This is a genomic window from Streptococcus sp. C300, from assembly GCF_000187645.1.
Lineage (GTDB): Bacteria > Bacillota > Bacilli > Lactobacillales > Streptococcaceae > Streptococcus > Streptococcus oralis_CQ.
In genome coordinates this window covers 179,667-197,322 of the sequence record NZ_GL732468.1, presented here as the reverse complement: position 1 = coordinate 197,322, position 17,656 = coordinate 179,667, and the positions used below count along the sequence as shown (strand labels likewise).

General features: G+C 43.4%; 12 protein-coding genes. All 12 read left to right on the top strand.

Features of this window, described 5'->3' with window-relative positions:
- Positions 1 to 25 precede the first annotated feature (25 nt).
- Positions 26 to 2,539, top strand: a complete 2,514-nt coding sequence (gene secA / locus HMPREF0849_RS07205; RefSeq protein ID WP_001284118.1) for a preprotein translocase subunit SecA — start codon at positions 26 to 28, stop codon at positions 2,537 to 2,539.
- 79 nt (positions 2,540 to 2,618) lie between these two features.
- Positions 2,619 to 3,650, top strand: a complete 1,032-nt coding sequence (locus HMPREF0849_RS07200; RefSeq protein WP_000231311.1) for a 3-deoxy-7-phosphoheptulonate synthase — start codon at positions 2,619 to 2,621, stop codon at positions 3,648 to 3,650.
- A gap of 1 nt (position 3,651) precedes the next feature.
- The gene (locus HMPREF0849_RS07195; RefSeq protein ID WP_000864035.1) at positions 3,652 to 4,683 is read left to right on the top strand and encodes a 3-deoxy-7-phosphoheptulonate synthase; all 1,032 of its coding nucleotides are present in this window, start codon (positions 3,652 to 3,654) and stop codon (positions 4,681 to 4,683) included.
- Positions 4,684 to 4,727: 44 nt separating this feature from the next.
- A complete protein-coding gene (gene acpS / locus HMPREF0849_RS07190) occupies positions 4,728 to 5,090 on the top strand; it encodes a holo-ACP synthase (RefSeq protein ID WP_008278293.1) in 363 nt (120 codons plus the stop codon).
- The gene (gene alr, locus HMPREF0849_RS07185; protein WP_000648101.1) at positions 5,080 to 6,183 is read left to right on the top strand and encodes an alanine racemase; all 1,104 of its coding nucleotides are present in this window, start codon (positions 5,080 to 5,082) and stop codon (positions 6,181 to 6,183) included. The genes acpS and alr overlap by 11 nt, the downstream gene beginning before the upstream one ends.
- Entirely contained in the window at positions 6,174 to 8,216 is a 2,043-nt protein-coding gene (recG, locus tag HMPREF0849_RS07180; RefSeq protein ID WP_269479229.1) for an ATP-dependent DNA helicase RecG, read from the top strand. Before alr ends, recG begins: the two co-directional genes overlap by 10 nt.
- Before the next feature lie 469 nt (positions 8,217 to 8,685).
- Positions 8,686 to 9,666 carry an acetylxylan esterase gene (locus HMPREF0849_RS07170; RefSeq protein WP_000795099.1) on the top strand — a complete coding sequence of 327 codons (981 nt, stop codon included), beginning with the start codon at positions 8,686 to 8,688 and terminating at the stop codon, positions 9,664 to 9,666.
- Positions 9,667 to 10,002: 336 nt separating this feature from the next.
- On the top strand, positions 10,003 to 13,395 hold the full coding sequence (locus HMPREF0849_RS07165; protein WP_009013692.1) for an SIALI-17 repeat-containing surface protein: 3,393 nt from the start codon (positions 10,003 to 10,005) through the stop codon (positions 13,393 to 13,395).
- 232 nt (positions 13,396 to 13,627) lie between these two features.
- On the top strand, positions 13,628 to 14,326 hold the full coding sequence (locus HMPREF0849_RS07160) for an N-acetylmannosamine-6-phosphate 2-epimerase (protein WP_001135658.1): 699 nt from the start codon (positions 13,628 to 13,630) through the stop codon (positions 14,324 to 14,326).
- 113 nt (positions 14,327 to 14,439) lie between these two features.
- Complete coding sequence (locus HMPREF0849_RS07155; protein ID WP_000672119.1) at positions 14,440 to 15,768, top strand: extracellular solute-binding protein; 1,329 nt, start codon at positions 14,440 to 14,442, stop codon at positions 15,766 to 15,768.
- A gap of 219 nt (positions 15,769 to 15,987) precedes the next feature.
- Entirely contained in the window at positions 15,988 to 16,854 is an 867-nt protein-coding gene (locus tag HMPREF0849_RS07150) for a carbohydrate ABC transporter permease (protein ID WP_002874780.1), read from the top strand.
- A 15-nt stretch (positions 16,855 to 16,869) separates the two neighbouring features.
- Positions 16,870 to 17,656: carbohydrate ABC transporter permease (locus HMPREF0849_RS07145; protein ID WP_009013690.1), on the top strand; the 787-nt coding region annotated here is incomplete at its 3' end.

The following is a 17,656-nucleotide window of genomic DNA, read 5'->3' as shown; positions in this document are numbered from 1 at the left end:
TTCAGAATAAAAAGTAAGGAAAATCATGGCTAATATTTTAAAAACGATTATTGAAAATGATAAAGGAGAACTTCGTCGTCTGGAAAAGATGGCTGATAAGGTTCTTAACTATGAGAGCCAAATGGCTGCAATGTCAGACGAAGAACTAAAAGCGAAAACTGACGAATTTAAAGAACGATACAACAAGGGTGAATCACTTGATTCATTGCTATATGAGGCTTTTGCGGTAGTTCGCGAAGCTGCAAAACGTGTCCTTGGGCTTTTCCCTTATAAGGTTCAGGTCATGGGTGGGATTGTTCTTCACCATGGTGACGTTCCAGAGATGCGTACCGGTGAAGGGAAAACCTTGACAGCGACCATGCCAGTGTACCTCAATGCCCTTGCAGGTAAAGGGGTTCACGTAGTTACAGTCAACGAATACCTAACAGAACGTGACGCGACTGAAATGGGTGAATTGTACTCATGGCTCGGTCTGTCAGTAGGGATCAACTTGACAGCAAAATCTCCAATGGAGAAAAAAGAAGCTTATCTTTGTGATATTACCTACTCAACCAACTCAGAGATTGGTTTCGACTACCTTCGTGATAACATGGTCGTTCGTGCAGAAAACATGGTGCAACGTCCACTCAATTATGCCTTGGTCGATGAGGTTGACTCAATTTTGATCGACGAAGCTCGTACACCATTGATCGTTTCAGGTGCCAACGCAGTTGAAACAAGCCAACTCTACCATATGGCGGACCACTTCGTGAAATCTTTGGACAAGGACGACTATATCATTGACGTTCAGTCTAAGACGATCGGTTTGTCAGATTCTGGTATTGACAAGGCTGAAAGCTACTTCAAATTAGAAAATCTCTACGACATTGAAAATGTAGCTCTTACTCACTTTATCGACAATGCCCTCCGTGCCAACTATATCATGATTCTCGATATCGACTATGTGGTTAGTGAAGAGCAGGAAATCTTGATCGTCGACCAATTTACAGGTCGTACCATGGAAGGTCGTCGTTACTCTGATGGTTTGCACCAAGCGATTGAAGCAAAAGAAGGTGTGCCAATCCAAGATGAGACCAAGACATCAGCTTCTATTACCTACCAAAACCTCTTCCGTATGTATAAGAAATTGGCAGGTATGACAGGTACTGGTAAAACAGAAGAAGAAGAATTCCGCGAAATCTACAACATTCGTGTTATCCCAATCCCAACTAACCGTCCAATTCAACGTATCGACCACTCAGACCTTCTTTATGCAAGTCTTGATGCGAAATTTAAGGCTGTAGTTGAAGATGTAAAAGCTCGTTACCAAAAAGGTCAGCCGGTCTTGGTAGGTACAGTTGCCGTTGAAACGAGTGACTTCCTTTCTAAGAAATTGGTAGCAGCAGGTGTTCCTCACGAAGTCTTGAATGCGAAGAACCACTACAGAGAAGCGCAAATCATCATGAACGCTGGTCAACGTGGTGCCGTTACCATCGCAACCAACATGGCCGGTCGTGGTACCGACATCAAGCTTGGTGAAGGAGTTCGTGAACTTGGTGGTCTTTGCGTCATTGGTACAGAGCGTCACGAAAGTCGCCGTATTGATAATCAGCTTCGTGGACGTTCAGGACGTCAAGGAGACCCAGGTGAGTCACAATTCTACTTGTCTCTTGAAGATGATTTGATGAAACGTTTCGGTTCAGAACGTTTGAAAGGTGTCTTTGAACGTCTCAATATGTCTGACGAAGCCATCGAATCTCGCATGTTAACGCGTCAAGTTGAAGCAGCTCAAAAACGTGTCGAAGGAAACAACTACGACACTCGTAAACAAGTCCTTCAATACGATGATGTTATGCGTGAACAACGTGAGATCATCTATGCACAACGTTATGATGTCATTACTGCAGATCGTGACTTGGCACCAGAAATCCATGCTATGATTCGTCGTACCATTGGACGTATCGTGGATGCACATGCACGTTCTAAGGAAGATGAAAAATTGGAAGCAATCTTGAACTTTGCTAAGTATAACTTGCTTCCAGAAGATTCAATTAGCCGTTCAGATCTTGCAGGTCTGTCAGACCAAGCTATCAAAGATGAACTTTTCCAACGTGCCTTGAAAGTCTATGACAGCCAAGTTGCTAAGCTTCGTGACGAAGATGCAGTGAAAGAATTCCAAAAAGTCTTGATTCTACGTGTTGTAGACAACAAGTGGACAGACCATATCGATGCTCTTGACCAGTTGCGAAATGCTGTTGGTCTTCGTGGATATGCTCAAAACAACCCAGTTGTAGAATATCAAGCAGAAGGTTTCCGCATGTTTAACGACATGATTGGATCGATTGAATTCGATGTGACCCGCTTGATGATGAAAGCACAAATCCATGAACAAGAACGTCCGCAAACTGAACACAATATCAGTACAACTGCGACTCGTAATATCGCAGCGCAGCAGGCAAGCCTTCCAGAAGATTTGGACTTGAGCCAAATCGGACGGAACGACCAATGCCCATGTGGATCAGGTAAGAAATTCAAGAACTGTCATGGAAAGAGACAATAATATGAGATAAGATACAGGCGGATACCTGGTAAAAATCATTTTTTGCTTGGTGTCCGTTTGCTTTATAAGGAGATGAATCATGGTATTTAAAGCTAAAAGTCCTAAAATTAACATTGAAGAAGTTCGCGCCTTGTCTAAATTAGAGGGAGCGGCTCTTGCGAGAAAAAATCAACGTGATCAGGAATTGGAAGCCATCATTCGTGGGGAAGACCAGCGTATTCTCTTGGTGATAGGACCATGTTCATCTGATAACGAAGAGGCGGTTCTCGAGTATGCCAAGCGTCTATCTGCTTTGCAAGAAGAGGTCAAAGACCGTATTTTTATGGTCATGCGTGTCTATACAGCTAAACCTCGTACCAATGGAGATGGCTATAAGGGCTTGATTCATCAACCAAATGCGACAGAAGCTCCTAGCTTGATCAATGGGATCAAGGCTGTTCGTCAGCTCCACTACCGCGTGATTACCGAGACTGGTATGACAACGGCTGATGAGATGCTCTACCCAGAAAACCTTCCTTTGGTGGATGATTTGATTTCTTATATGGCTGTTGGGGCTCGTTCAGTTGAGGACCAGCAACACCGTTTTGTAGCGAGTGGAGCAGGGTTTTCGACAGGGTTTAAAAATCCAACATCTGGAAATCTCAATGTTATGTTTAATGGGATTTATGCGGCACAAAACAAGCAGAGCTTTCTCTTCCTCGGCAAAGAGGTGGAAACGACTGGAAATCCTTTGTCTCATGCTATTCTTCGCGGTGCCTTGAATGAATACGGGAAAAACATTCCCAACTATTACTATGATAATTTAGTGGATACCATTGATCAGTATGAGAAGATGGGCTTGGAAAATCCCTTTATCATCATCGATACCAATCATGACAATTCGGGCAAGCAGTACATGGATCAAATCCGTATCGTTCGTCAGACCTTGATTAACCGTGACTGGAATGAGAAAATCAAGAAATACGTTCGTGGTTTTATGATTGAGTCCTATCTGGAAGATGGACGTCAAAATGAGCCAGAAGTTTTTGGCAAGTCTATCACGGACCCTTGTCTCGGCTGGGACAATACGGAAGCACTTGTTCGCGAAATCTACCAAACGCTAGGAGAATAAGATGGCATTTATCGAAAAAGGTCAAGAAATAGATATTGAAGCAATCAAGGCTGCAACTCAGCTGTCACCTGAAGTCTTGCGTTATAAGGAAGCACGAGATCGAGAGTTGGCAGCCATCATCTCGGGTGAGGACGACCGAATTCTTTTGGTGATGGGACCTTGCTCTTCTGACAATGAAGATGCTGTTTTGGAATATGCCCGCCGTTTAGCTGACTTGCAGAAAAAAGTTGCGGATAAAATCTTTATCGTCATGCGAGTCTATACAGCTAAACCTCGTACCAATGGAGATGGCTATAAGGGTTTGATTCATCAGCCAAATGCTAGCGAGGCTCCTAGTCTCATCAATGGTTTGCAAGCTGTTCGTCAGCTGCACTATCGTGTGATTACGGAGACGGGATTGACAACAGCTGATGAGATGCTTTATCCGTCAAATCTCGTTTTGGTTGATGATCTGGTCAGCTACCATGCTGTAGGGGCTCGTTCAGTGGAGGACCAAGAACACCGCTTTGTAGCCTCTGGGATTGATGCTCCGGTTGGGATGAAAAATCCAACATCTGGAAATCTTGGGGTCATGTTTAATGCCATCTATGCGGCTCAAAACAAGCAAACCTTCCTTTACCATGGCCAAGAAGTGGAAACTTCAGGAAATCCTTTGGCCCATGTTATTCTTCGTGGTGCCATGAACGAATATGGTAAAAATGAACCCAATTTCTACTATGAAACCCTCTTAAATGCCATCAATCGCTATGAGACTATGGGGCTTGAAAATCCCTTCATTATCATCGATACCAATCATGACAATTCTGGCAAGCAGTATATGGAACAAATTCGCATTGTTCGTCAAGCCTTGCTGAATCGTGACTGGAATGAAAAGATTAAAAAGACGGTTCGAGGCTTTATGATCGAATCTTACCTAGCTGATGGTCGTCAAAACCAACCAGAGGTCTTTGGTTGCTCCATTACCGACCCTTGTCTAGGCTGGGAAAATACAGTAGCCCTGGTAGAAGAAATTTATACTACCTTAACAAAATAAGTGAAAAGGATGGAGTTGGGGGAATCTCAGCTCCTTTTATGAGTATGATAGTTGGACACGGAATTGACATCGAAGAATTGGCTTCGATAGAAAACGCAGTTACACGACGTGAGGGCTTTGCTAAGCGCGTGCTGACCCCTAAAGAAATGGAGCGCTTTACCAGTCTCAAAGGGCGCAGACAAATCGAATACTTGGCAGGTCGCTGGTCGGCTAAGGAGGCCTTTTCCAAGGCTATGGGAACTGGTATTGGCAAACTGACCTTTCAGGATTTGGAAGTTTTGAACAATGAACGAGGCGCGCCTTATTTTAGTCAGGCACCATTTTCAGGAAAGATTTGGCTATCTATCAGCCATACAGATCAGTTTGTGACAGCCAGTGTCATTTTGGAGGAAAATCATGAAAGCTAGTCCACATAGACCAACCAAGGCTCTGATATATCTGGGAGCTATTCGACAAAATATTCAGCAAATGGGGGCTCATATCCCTGAAGGAACGCTCAAGTGGGCAGTGGTCAAGGCCAATGCCTATGGGCATGGAGCTGTTGCCGTTGCGATGGCGATTCAGGACGATGTTGATGGATTTTGTGTTTCCAATATTGATGAAGCCATCGAACTCCGTCAGGCTGGACTCAGCAAGAAAATCCTCATTTTAGGAGTTTCTGAGATAGAAGCTATTGCTCTAGCAAAAGAATACGACATCACCTTGACTGTGGCTGGGGTGGAATGGATTCAAGCGCTCTTAGCTAGGGAGACAGATTTATCTAGCTTGACTGTCCACCTCAAGATTGACTCAGGAATGGGACGAATTGGTTTTAGAGAAGCTAGTGAGGCTGAGCAGGCTCAAACCATGCTCCAACAACACGGTGCTCGTGTTGAGGGGATTTTTACCCACTTTGCTACTGCAGATGAAGAATCAGATGCCTATTTTAATGCCCAGTTAGAATGCTTTAAAGCTATTTTGGCAAGTATGAAGGAAGTTCCAGAACTGGTTCATGCCAGTAACTCGGCAACGACCCTCTGGCATGCAGAGACTATTTTCAATGCAGTCCGTATGGGAGATGCCATGTATGGTCTCAATCCAAGTGGAGAGGTCTTGGACTTACCCTATGATTTGACACCAGCCTTGACCTTGGAGTCTGCCCTGGTTCATGTCAAGACAGTTCCAGCTGGAGCTTGCATGGGCTATGGAGCCACCTATCAAGCGGATAGTGAGCAAGTCATTGCGACGGTGCCAATCGGTTATGCGGATGGTTGGACACGAGACATGCAGAATTTCTCTGTCTTGGTAGATGGTCAAGCTTGCCCAATCGTCGGACGAGTATCTATGGACCAAATCACCATTCGTCTGCCTAAGATTTATCCGCTAGGAACAAAAGTAACCCTGATCGGCACAAACGGTGGCAAGGAAATCACAGCTACTCAGGTAGCGACTTATCGTGGAACTATTAACTATGAGGTGGTTTGCCTCCTCAGCGACCGCATTCCGAGAGAATATCATTAAAAAGAAAGGAGTGGAGCATGAATCTACACCAACCCTTGCATGTCTTACCTGGTGTGGGACCAAAGTCAGCAGAGAAATACGCCAAACTAGGAATTGAAAACTTGCAAGACCTCTTGCTCTACTTTCCTTTCCGTTACGAAGATTTCAAGACCAAGCAGGTGCTAGAGTTGGAAGATGGCGAAAAGGCTGTCCTATCTGGTCAAGTCGTGACTCCTGCCAGTGTCCAATATTATGGTTTCAAGCGCAATCGCCTGCGTTTTAGTCTCAAGCAGGGAGAAGTCGTTTTTGCGGTGAATTTTTTTAACCAACCCTATCTGGCTGATAAGATAGAGTTGGGTGCAACCCTGGCTGTCTTTGGGAAATGGGACCGTGCCAAGGCCAGTCTGACTGGGATGAAGGTTCTGGCTCAGGTGGAAGAAGACCTCCAACCTGTTTATCGTCTGGCTCAGGGAATCAGTCAGGCCAGTCTGGTTAAGGTCATTAAGACAGCCTTTGATCAGGGGTTGGACCTCTTGATAGAGGAAAATCTTCCCCAGTCTTTGCTGGATAAATACAAACTCATGTCCCGTTGCCAGGCTGTTCGCGCTATGCATTTTCCTAAGGATTTGGCAGAATACAAGCAGGCCCTTCGTCGGATCAAATTTGAGGAACTCTTTTATTTTCAAATGCAGTTGCAGTCACTCAAGTCTGAAAATAGAGTTCAGGGAAGTGGTCTGGTTCTGAATTGGTCCCAGGAAAAAGTGTCGGCTGTTAAAGAAAGTCTGCCTTTTGCCCTGACCCAAGCTCAGGAAAAGAGTTTGCAGGAAATTTTGACCGACATGAAGTCCGACCATCACATGAATCGTCTTCTGCAAGGGGATGTGGGGAGCGGAAAAACGGTGGTCGCTGGCTTAGCCATGTTTGCAGCGGTGACGGCTGGCTACCAGGCGGCTCTCATGGTTCCAACAGAAATCCTAGCAGAGCAACACTTTGAGAGTTTACAGAACCTTTTTCCAGACTTGAAACTGGCTCTCTTGACAGGTTCCTTGAAAGCTGTAGAAAAAAGAGAAGTCTTGGAGACCATTGCCAAGGGTGAGGCTGATTTGATTATCGGAACCCATGCTTTGATACAAGATGGGGTGGATTATGCTCGTCTTGGCTTGATTATCATCGATGAGCAGCACCGTTTTGGTGTGGGGCAAAGGCGTATTCTGAGAGAAAAAGGCGACAATCCTGACGTTCTCATGATGACGGCTACGCCCATTCCACGAACATTGGCTATCACGGCCTTTGGCGATATGGATGTTTCCATTATTGACCAGATGCCAGCAGGGCGGAAGCCGATTGTGACGCGCTGGATTAAGCATGAGCAGCTGCCTCAGGTCTTGACTTGGTTAGAGGGGGAAATTCAAAAAGGTTCGCAAGCCTATGTTATCTCTCCCCTGATCGAAGAATCTGAAGCTTTGGATCTGAAAAATGCTATTGCCTTATCTGAGGAGTTGACAGCTCATTTTGCCGGCAAGGCAGAGGTGTCTCTTTTACATGGGAAGATGAAGAGTGACGAAAAAGACCAAATCATGCAGGATTTCAAAGAGCAAAAAACGGATATTCTGGTTTCGACGACGGTTATCGAGGTTGGGGTCAATGTCCCTAATGCGACCGTCATGATTATCATGGATGCCGATCGGTTCGGTCTCAGCCAACTTCACCAGCTCAGAGGCCGTGTGGGTCGGGGTGACAAGCAGTCCTATGCTGTTCTTGTGGCTAATCCTAAGACTGAGTCTGGGAAGGACCGCATGCGCATCATGACAGAAACGACCAATGGATTTGTCCTTGCGGAGGAAGATTTGAAAATGCGTGGTTCTGGTGAGATTTTTGGAACCAGACAGTCAGGACTTCCAGAGTTTCAAGTGGCGGATATTATCGAAGATTTTCCGATTTTAGAAGAAGCCAGAAAGGTTGCCAGCTACATTAGTTCGATAGAAGGTTGGCAAGAGGATCCAGAATGGCGCATGATTGCTCTCCATCTGGAAAAGAAAGAACATCTAGATTAATACTCTTCGAAAATCAAATTTAAACCACGTCAACGTCGCCTTGGATTATATATGTAACTGACTTCGTCAGTCTTATCTACAACCTCAAAGCAGTGCTTTGAGCAACCTGCGGCTAGTTTCCTAGTTTGCTCTTTGATTTTCATTGAGTATAAGCTTTCTCTAAGGAAAACTTAAGCTAGCTTTTAGGTTTGGGCCTTATACTAGAATCATCAAAAAGAAACGAGGACTCTCACATGACGATTAAAGTAACCTACCAAAAGAAATTCCAAACCGTCAAACTAGAGAAAGGAGCTAGCACCTATTGATACACGAAGAGCGGAAACGCTCTTTTTATTTTTAAAACTACTTTCAGACGATAGGTTTGAGGAAAGAGAATCTAAAATCACTTTCTATTTAGCATTCTTTCTTGCATTGCTTTCCTAGATATGCTAGAGTTATGATAGCGATTACAAAACTAAAGGAGCATGCTATGAAAAATCCAGCTTTACTAGAAGAAATCAAGACTTATAAAGGACGGGATGAGGTGCCAGAAGACTTTGATGCTTTCTGGGATGAAGAGGTCAAAAAAGTTTCAGTCCTTCCTGCCTACCAGTTGGAGGAAAGAGATTTCCATATTCCCCAAGTCAAGTGCTATGAGCTCACTTTTGAAGGAACCAATGAAGGCAAGGTTTATGCACGTGTCGTTCTTCCAAAGACTGAGGGTAAAGTTCCGTTAATTTTCCATTTCCATGGTTATATGGGACGTGGCTGGGACTGGGCCGACATGCTGGCCTTCACTGTGGCTGGTTACGGTGTTGTTTCCATGGATGTCCGAGGCCAGTCGGGCTATTCGCAAGACGGCTCGCGCTCTTCACTAGGAAATACGGTGAAAGGGCATATCATCCGTGGTGCTGTTGAGGGTCGTGAACATCTCTTTTATAAGGATGTTTATCTGGATATTTACCAGTTGGTTGAAATTATTGCTAGTCTGCCACAGGTGGATGAGAAGCGACTTTCTAGCTATGGTGCCTCACAAGGCGGTGCTTTAGCTCTGGTTGCAGCAGCGCTCAATCCTCGGATTCAGAAAACAGTTGCCATCTATCCTTTCTTGTCAGACTTTAGACGAGTGCTTGAGATTGGCAATACCAGTGAAGCCTATGATGAACTCTTCCGTTATTTCAAGTTTCACGATCCCTTCCATGAAACAGAGGAGGAAATCATGGCAACCCTTGCCTATATCGATGTGAAAAATCTTGCCCATCGCATTCAAGGTGAGGTCAAGATGATTACGGGCTTGGACGACGATGTTTGCTATCCTATTACCCAGTTTGCAATTTATAACCGTCTGACCTGCGAAAAGGCCTATCGCATCATGCCTGAGTATGCTCACGAAGCCATGAATGTTTTTGTCAATGATCAGGTTTATAACTGGCTCTGTGGTAGTGAAATTCCTTTTAAGTACGTAAGATAATGAATGAGAGAGCCCAGAAGCTCTCTTTTTTATGTCCAAAACCTGAAAGTACTTTTAGAAAATTTAAAATATTAAAATATTCTTAAAAGTAAAATCTATTCTGTGGGAACACAGATATAAATATAAGACTTTATTGTATAATAAAGGAAAAGTCACTTGTGAAAGGAGGAAAAAGGCTGCCGGGTGGTTAAAAACTCGGGCTCAGCAGAAAATGGGAGAGGATTGGGAGCTCTCATTAAGTTGGATACTTTCTTGTAAAACTTGTCTCTTGAGAGACAATAAAAATTTTTAAAGAAAAAGAAAGCGCTTTATTTTATGAAAAATGAAAGGACAAACATGAATTACAAATCTTTAAATCGGAAACAGCGATACGGAATTCGAAAATTTGCAGTCGGTGCAGCATCGGTAGTGATTGGTACAGTGGTATTTGGAGCAAATCCAGTCTTAGCTCAAGAGCAAGCCAATGCAGCAGGAGCCAATACAGAAACTGTCGAACCTGGTCAAGGTTTATCAGAATTGCCAAAAGAAGCGTCCTCGGGAGATCTTGCTCATTTGGATAAAGATTTGGCTGGCAAATTGGCAGCAGCTCAAGACAACGGCGTTGTGGTGGACCAAGATCATTTGAAAAAAAATGAGAGTGCAGAATCAGAAACTCCATCCTCTACGGGAACCCCTGCAGAAGAAGCAAATAAGGAAGAGGAATCAGAGGATCAGGGTGCTATTCCTCGTGACTATTACTCAAGAGATTTAAAAAATGCTAATCCTGTCCTTGAAAAAGAAGATGTTGAAACCAATGCGGCAAATGGTCAGAGAGTCGATTTATCAAGTGAACTAGACAAACTAAAGCAACTAAAAAATGCTACAGTTCACATGGAGTTCAAACCAGATGCATCAGCTCCACGCTTTTACAATCTCTTCTCTGTATCCAGTGACACCAAGGAAAATGAGTACTTTACTATGTCGGTCCTTGATAATACAGCTCTTATTGAAGGGCGTGGCGCTAACGGGGAACAGTTCTATGATAAGTATACAGATGCTCCTTTGAAAGTTCGCCCAGGACAATGGAATTCCGTGACCTTTACTGTCGAACAACCGACAGCGGAGTTACCTCATGGTCGAGTTCGTCTCTATGTGAACGGTGTCTTATCTCGAACAAGTCTAAAATCTGGGAACTTCATCAAAGATATGCCAGATGTTAATCAAGCTCAACTTGGAGCAACCAAACGGGGCAAGAAAACAGTTTGGTCCTCAAATCTACAAGTCCGAAACCTAACCGTTTATGATCGTGCTTTAAGCCCAGATGAAGTTCAAACACGAAGTCAATTATTTGAAAGAGGTGAATTGGAACAGAAACTACCAGAAGGTGCGAAAATCTCTGAGAAAGAAGACGTCTTTGAAGGTGGTAGGAACAATCAACCAAATAAAGATGGTATCAAGAGCTATCGTATCCCAGCTCTTCTCAAGACAGATAAAGGAACGCTGATTGCAGGTGCAGATGAACGCCGTCTCCATTCGAGTGACTGGGGTGATATCGGCATGGTCATTAGACGCAGTGAAGATAATGGAAAAACATGGGGAGACCGAATCGTAATCTCAAATCCTCGTGACAATGAGCACGCTAAACATGCAGAATGGCCATCTCCAGTTAATATTGATATGGCCTTGGTGCAAGACCCTGAAACAAAGAGAATTTTTGCAATTTACGACATGTTCCTTGAAAGTAAGGCAGTATTTTCATTGCCGGGGCAAGCTCCGAAAGCTTATGAACAAGTGGGAGATAAAGTTTATCAAGTTTTATATAAGCAAGGAGAATCAGGTCGCTATACGATTCGAGAAAACGGAGAGGTTTTCGACCCTCAAAATAGAAAGACAGATTATCGTGTTGTCGTTGACCCTAAAAAACCAGCCTACAGCGATAAGGGAGATTTGTATAAAGGGAATGAGCTAATCGGAAATATTTATTTTGAATATAGCGAAAAGAATATTTTTAGAGTTTCCAATACCAACTACCTATGGATGTCCTACAGTGATGACGATGGGAAGACTTGGTCTGCACCAAAAGATATTACTCATGGGATTCGGAAAGATTGGATGCACTTCCTAGGAACTGGACCTGGTACTGGCATTGCCTTGCGTACAGGGCCTCATAAGGGAAGACTGGTGATTCCAGTTTATACAACAAACAACGTTTCCTACCTAAGTGGTTCTCAATCATCTCGTGTAATTTATTCAGATGATCATGGAGAAACATGGCAAGCAGGGGAAGCAGTTAATGATAACCGCCCAGTAGGCAACCAAACCATTCACTCTTCAACCATGAATAATCCAGGTGCCCAAAATACGGAGTCAACTGTTGTTCAGTTGAATAATGGGGATCTCAAGCTCTTTATGCGTGGGTTGACTGGTGATCTTCAGGTTGCGACCAGTCATGATGGGGGAGCAACGTGGGATAAGGAAATCAAACGTTATCCTCAAGTAAAAGACGTTTATGTTCAAATGTCCGCTATTCACACCATGCATGAAGGAAAGGAATACATTCTACTCAGCAATGCTGGTGGTCCTGGACGCAACAATGGTTTGGTTCACCTGGCTCGTGTTGAGGAGAATGGTGAGTTGACATGGCTGAAACACAATCCTATACAAAGTGGTAAGTTTGCATACAACTCGCTCCAAGAACTCGGAAATGGCGAATATGGTTTGCTTTATGAGCATGCGGATGGCAATCAAAACGATTATACTTTATCCTATAAGAAATTCAACTGGGATTTCTTAAGCAAAGACAGAATATCTCCTAAAGAAGCAAAAGTAAAATATGCTATTCAAAAATGGCCAGGTATTATAGCCATGGAGTTCGATTCGGAAGTATTGGTCAACAAGGCTCCGACCCTTCAATTGGCAAATGGCAAGACAGCAACCTTCATGACCCAATACGATACAAAAACTCTCCTATTCACAATAGATCCAGAGGATATGGGTCAAAGAATTACAGGTCTAGCTGAGGGTGCAATTGAAAGCATGCACAATTTACCAGTTTCTTTAGCTGGCTCTAAACTAAGCGATGGTATTAATGGCAGTGAAGCTGCTATCCATGAGGTTCCAGAGTTCACAGGTGGTGTTAATGCAGAAGAAGCAGCGGTTCATGAAGTTCCGGAGTATACAGGTCCAATGGCAACAGTAGGTGAAGAACCAGCTCCTACAGTAGAAAAACCAGAATTCACTGGTGGTGTCAATGCTGAGGAAGCCCCAGTGGCAGAGATGCCAGAGTACACCGGTCCATTATCAACAGTAGGAGAAGAAGCAGCGCCAACGGTTGAAAAGCCTGAATTTACAGGTGGTGTCAACGCTGTTGAGGCAGCAGTCCATGAGGTTCCAGAGTTCAAGGGTGGTGTCAATGCAGTTCTAGCAGCCTCAAACGAGCTTCCGGAATATAGAGGAGGTGCTAACTTTGTCTTGGCAGCTTCAAATGATCTACCAGAGTACATAGGTGGCGTCAATGGTGCTGAGGCGGCAGTCCATGAACTTCCAGAGTATAAGGGAGACACCAATTTAGTATTGGCGGCAGCAGACAACAAACTGTCTCTAGGCCAAGATGTGACCTATCAAGCGCCAGCAGCTAAACAAGATGAACTTCCGAATACGGGAAGTAAGGAAACAAACTCACTGATTTCCCTTGGTCTTGCAGGTGTTCTTTTATCCTTGTTTGCATTTGGCAAGAAGAGAAAAGAATAATAAGCAAAAGTATTTGAATAAGTCTCAGAAGAGATAGCAGGTTTTTCAGCCTGCTATCTTTCTTTATTAAATTCAGCTTGCTTCGAAATCATAAGAAGTCTGAAACTACTTTCAGGATAGTCTGTTCTATAAAATAGTTTTGAAACTGAAATCTATTCTACTACAAGCTATTGAAAGCGCTTAACAAATGATATATAATAAGCCCATAAGAACAAGAAAGGGAGGAAAGAGGATGCCACAGATCAGCAAAGAAGCCTTGATTGAACAAATCAAAGATGGAATCATTGTCTCTTGCCAGGCACTTCCTCACGAACCGCTTTATACAGAAGCGGGAGGAGTCATTCCCTTGCTAGTCAAAGCGGCTGAGCAAGGTGGAGCAGTCGGTATCCGAGCAAACAGTGTTCGCGATATCAAGGAGATTAAGGAGGTTACGAAACTCCCGATTATCGGGATTATCAAACGTGACTATCCGCCACAGGAGCCTTTCATTACAGCTACGATGAGAGAAGTGGATGAACTGGCTGAACTAGATATTGAGGTCATTGCTCTGGATTGTACCAAACGTGAACGTTACGATGGTTTGGAAATTCAGGACTTTATCCGACAAGTCAAAGAAAAATATCCGCATCAACTCTTAATGGCTGATACTAGCACGTTTGAAGAGGGTATAGCAGCAGTTGAAGCAGGGATTGATTTTGTTGGAACAACCCTATCAGGTTACACCTCTTATAGTCCCAAAGTGGATGGTCCAGACTTTGAACTGATCAAAAAACTGTGTGAAGCAGGGGTGGATGTCATCGCGGAAGGGAAAATTCATACACCAGAACAAGCTAAGCAAATCCTTGAGTATGGGGTGCGAGGTATCGTTGTTGGTGGAGCGATTACTAGACCAAAAGAGATTACGGAACGCTTTGTTGCCGGTCTAAAATAACACAATCTCAAAAAAGAGGAGAGTGGTCGATGCGTCGGATAAAATGAAAACGTATACAAATATAAAGAACTCATTATCCAATATGGATACGCTTATCAATTAGGAGAATACAAATGAAATTTAGAAAACTAGCTTGTACAGTACTTGCGGGTGCTGCGATTCTTGGCCTTGCGGCTTGTGGTAACTCTGGTGGAAGTAAAGATGCTGGAAGCTCTAGTAGCGATAGCGGAAAAACAGAAATCACTTGGTGGGCATTCCCAGTCTTCACACAAGAAAAAACGGGTGACGGTGTTGGAACTTATGAAAAATCAATCATCGAAGCTTTCGAAAAAGCAAATCCAGATGTAAAAGTGAAATTGGAAACCATCGACTTCAAGTCAGGTCCTGAAAAGATTACAACAGCCATCGAAGCGGGAACAGCGCCAGACGTACTTTTTGACGCACCAGGGCGTATCATCCAATACGGTAAAAATGGTAAATTGGCTGAGTTGAACGACCTCTTCACAGACGAATTTGTCAAAGATGTCAACAACGAAAACATCGTACAAGCAAGTAAGGCTGGAGACAAAGCTTACATGTATCCAATCAGTTCAGCTCCATTCTACATGGCTATGAACAAGAAAATGTTGGAAGATGCTGGAGTTGCAAACCTTGTAAAAGAAGGTTGGACAACTGATGACTTTGAAAAAGTTTTGAAAGCGCTTAAAGATAAAGGATATACACCAGGTTCATTGTTCAGTTCTGGTCAAGGGGGAGACCAAGGAACACGTGCCTTCGTTGCAAACCTTTATGGCGGTTCTGTAACAGACAAAGACGTAACCAAATATACAACAGACGATCCTAAATTCGTCAAAGGTCTTGAAAAAGCTGCTAGCTGGATCAAAGACGGTTTGTTGAACAATGGTTCACAATTTGACGGTGGAGCAGACATCCAAAACTTTGCCAACGGTCAAACTTCATACACAATCCTTTGGGCACCAGCTCAAAACGGTATCCAAGCGAAACTCTTGGAAGCAAGTAAGGTAGATGTGGTAGAAGTACCATTCCCATCAGACTCTGGTAAACCATCTCTTGAATACCTTGTAAACGGATTTGCAGTATTTAACAACAAAGACGATAAGAAAGTCGCAGCTGCTAAGAAATTCGTTCAATTCATCGCAGATGACAAAGAATGGGGTCCTAAAGACGTAGTTCGTACAGGTGCTTTCCCAGTTCGTACTTCATTTGGTAAACTTTATGAAGACAAACGTATGGAAACAATCAGTGGCTGGACTAAATACTACTCACCATACTACAACACTATCGATGGATTTGCTGAAATGAGAACCCTTTGGTTCCCAATGTTGCAATCTGTATCAAATGGTGACGAAAAACCAGCGGATGCCTTGAAAGCCTTCACTGAAAAAGCTAACGAAACAATCAAAAAAGCTACAAAACAATAAGCACTAAGTCAGATTGATTCCCCCCTTTTCCCTGTGCACTATGGTGTAAGAAAAGGGGGACTTTTGTTTGAAATGGTAGGAACTGTCACGAAATTAAAATGAAGTTCTTACATAAGCGAATCTTAAAAAATTTCATTTTGGTTTTAAAACAGTTCAAGAAAATCAAAAACTATTCTATTTGAAAGAGAGGTGCCGACTGTGAAAGTCAATAAAATTCGTATGCGGGAAACAGTGATTTCCTACGCTTTCCTAGCACCAGTGTTATTCTTCTTTGTCATCTTTGTCTTGGCTCCTATGATTATGGGATTCATTACAAGTTTCTTTAACTACTCCATGACTAAATTTGAGTTTGTAGGCTTTGACAACTACATTCGCATGTTTAAAGACCCTGTCTTTATGAAGTCTTTGATCAATACCGTTATCCTGGTTATTGGATCTGTTCCGATTGTGGTTCTCTTCTCGCTCTTTGTAGCATCTCAAACCTATCATCAAAATGCCATTGCCCGTTCTTTCTATCGTTTCGTCTTCTTCCTTCCTGTAGTTACAGGTAGTGTTGCCGTAACGGTTGTATGGAAATGGATTTATGACCCACTATCAGGGATTTTGAACTTTGTCCTTAAGTCAAGTCATATTATCAGCCAAAACATTTCTTGGTTGGGTGACAAAAACTGGGCTTTGCTAGCGATTATGATTATCCTTTTGACAACATCTGTTGGTCAACCGATTATCCTTTATATCGCTGCTATGGGAAATATTGACAACTCACTTGTTGAAGCGGCGCGTGTTGACGGTGCGACTGAGTTTCAAGTCTTCTGGAAGATCAAATGGCCTAGCCTTCTTCCAACAACTCTTTACATCGCGATCATTACAACCATCAACTCATTCCAATGTTTCGCCTTGATTCAGCTCTTGACTTCTGGTGGTCCAAACTACTCAACAAGTACACTGATGTACTACCTTTACGAAAAAGCTTTCCAATTGACAGAATATGGCTATGCAAATACTATCGGTGTCTTCTTGGCGGTGATGATTGCCATTGTCAGCTTTGCTCAATTCAAGATCCTCGGAAACGACGTAGAATACTAAAGAAAGGAGACAGTTATGCAACCTACACAAAAGAAACCTTTAACAGCTTTCACTGTTATTTCAACGATTATCTTGCTCTTGTTGACCGTACTGTTCATCTTTCCATTCTACTGGATCTTGACAGGTGCCTTCAAATCACAGCCTGATACCATTATGATTCCGCCACAGTGGTTCCCTAAAATGCCAACCATGGAGAACTTCCAACAACTCATGGTGCAAAACCCTGCTATGCAGTGGATGTGGAACTCTGTATTTATCTCACTGGTAACCATGTTCCTAGTGTGTGCAACCTCTTCTCTAGCAGGTTATGTCTTGGCTAAAAAACGTTTCTATGGTCAGCGCATCCTCTTTGCAGTCTTTATCGCTGCCATGGCTCTTCCAAAACAAGTTGTCCTTGTACCATTGGTACGTATCGTCAACTTCATGGGAATTCACGATACTCTTTGGGCAGTTATCCTGCCTTTGATTGGATGGCCATTCGGGGTCTTCCTTATGAAACAATTCAGTGAAAATATCCCTACAGAATTGCTTGAATCAGCTAAAATCGACGGTTGTGGTGAGATTCGTACTTTCTGGAGCGTAGCCTTCCCTATCGTGAAACCAGGATTTGCAGCCCTTGCGATCTTTACCTTCATCAATACTTGGAACGACTACTTTATGCAGTTGGTTATGTTGACTTCACGTCAAAACTTGACCATCTCACTCGGGGTTGCGACCATGCAGGCCGAAATGGCAACCAACTATGGTTTGATCATGGCAGGTGCAGCTCTTGCAGCAGTGCCAATCGTAACCGTCTTCCTTG

Excerpts from the sequence above, each read along its gene's own strand:
- secA (WP_001284118.1), top strand. The coding sequence starts at position 26 with ATGGCTAATATTTTAAAAACGATTATTGAAAATGATAAAGGAGAACTT.
- HMPREF0849_RS07200 (WP_000231311.1), top strand. The coding sequence starts at position 2,619 with ATGGTATTTAAAGCTAAAAGTCCTAAAATTAACATTGAAGAAGTTCGC.
- HMPREF0849_RS07195 (WP_000864035.1), top strand. The coding sequence starts at position 3,652 with ATGGCATTTATCGAAAAAGGTCAAGAAATAGATATTGAAGCAATCAAG.
- acpS (WP_008278293.1), top strand. The coding sequence starts at position 4,728 with ATGATAGTTGGACACGGAATTGACATCGAAGAATTGGCTTCGATAGAA.
- alr (WP_000648101.1), top strand. The coding sequence starts at position 5,080 with ATGAAAGCTAGTCCACATAGACCAACCAAGGCTCTGATATATCTGGGA.
- HMPREF0849_RS07170 (WP_000795099.1), top strand. The coding sequence starts at position 8,686 with ATGAAAAATCCAGCTTTACTAGAAGAAATCAAGACTTATAAAGGACGG.
- HMPREF0849_RS07165 (WP_009013692.1), top strand. The coding sequence starts at position 10,003 with ATGAATTACAAATCTTTAAATCGGAAACAGCGATACGGAATTCGAAAA.
- HMPREF0849_RS07160 (WP_001135658.1), top strand. The coding sequence starts at position 13,628 with ATGCCACAGATCAGCAAAGAAGCCTTGATTGAACAAATCAAAGATGGA.
- HMPREF0849_RS07155 (WP_000672119.1), top strand. The coding sequence starts at position 14,440 with ATGAAATTTAGAAAACTAGCTTGTACAGTACTTGCGGGTGCTGCGATT.
- HMPREF0849_RS07150 (WP_002874780.1), top strand. The coding sequence starts at position 15,988 with ATGCGGGAAACAGTGATTTCCTACGCTTTCCTAGCACCAGTGTTATTC.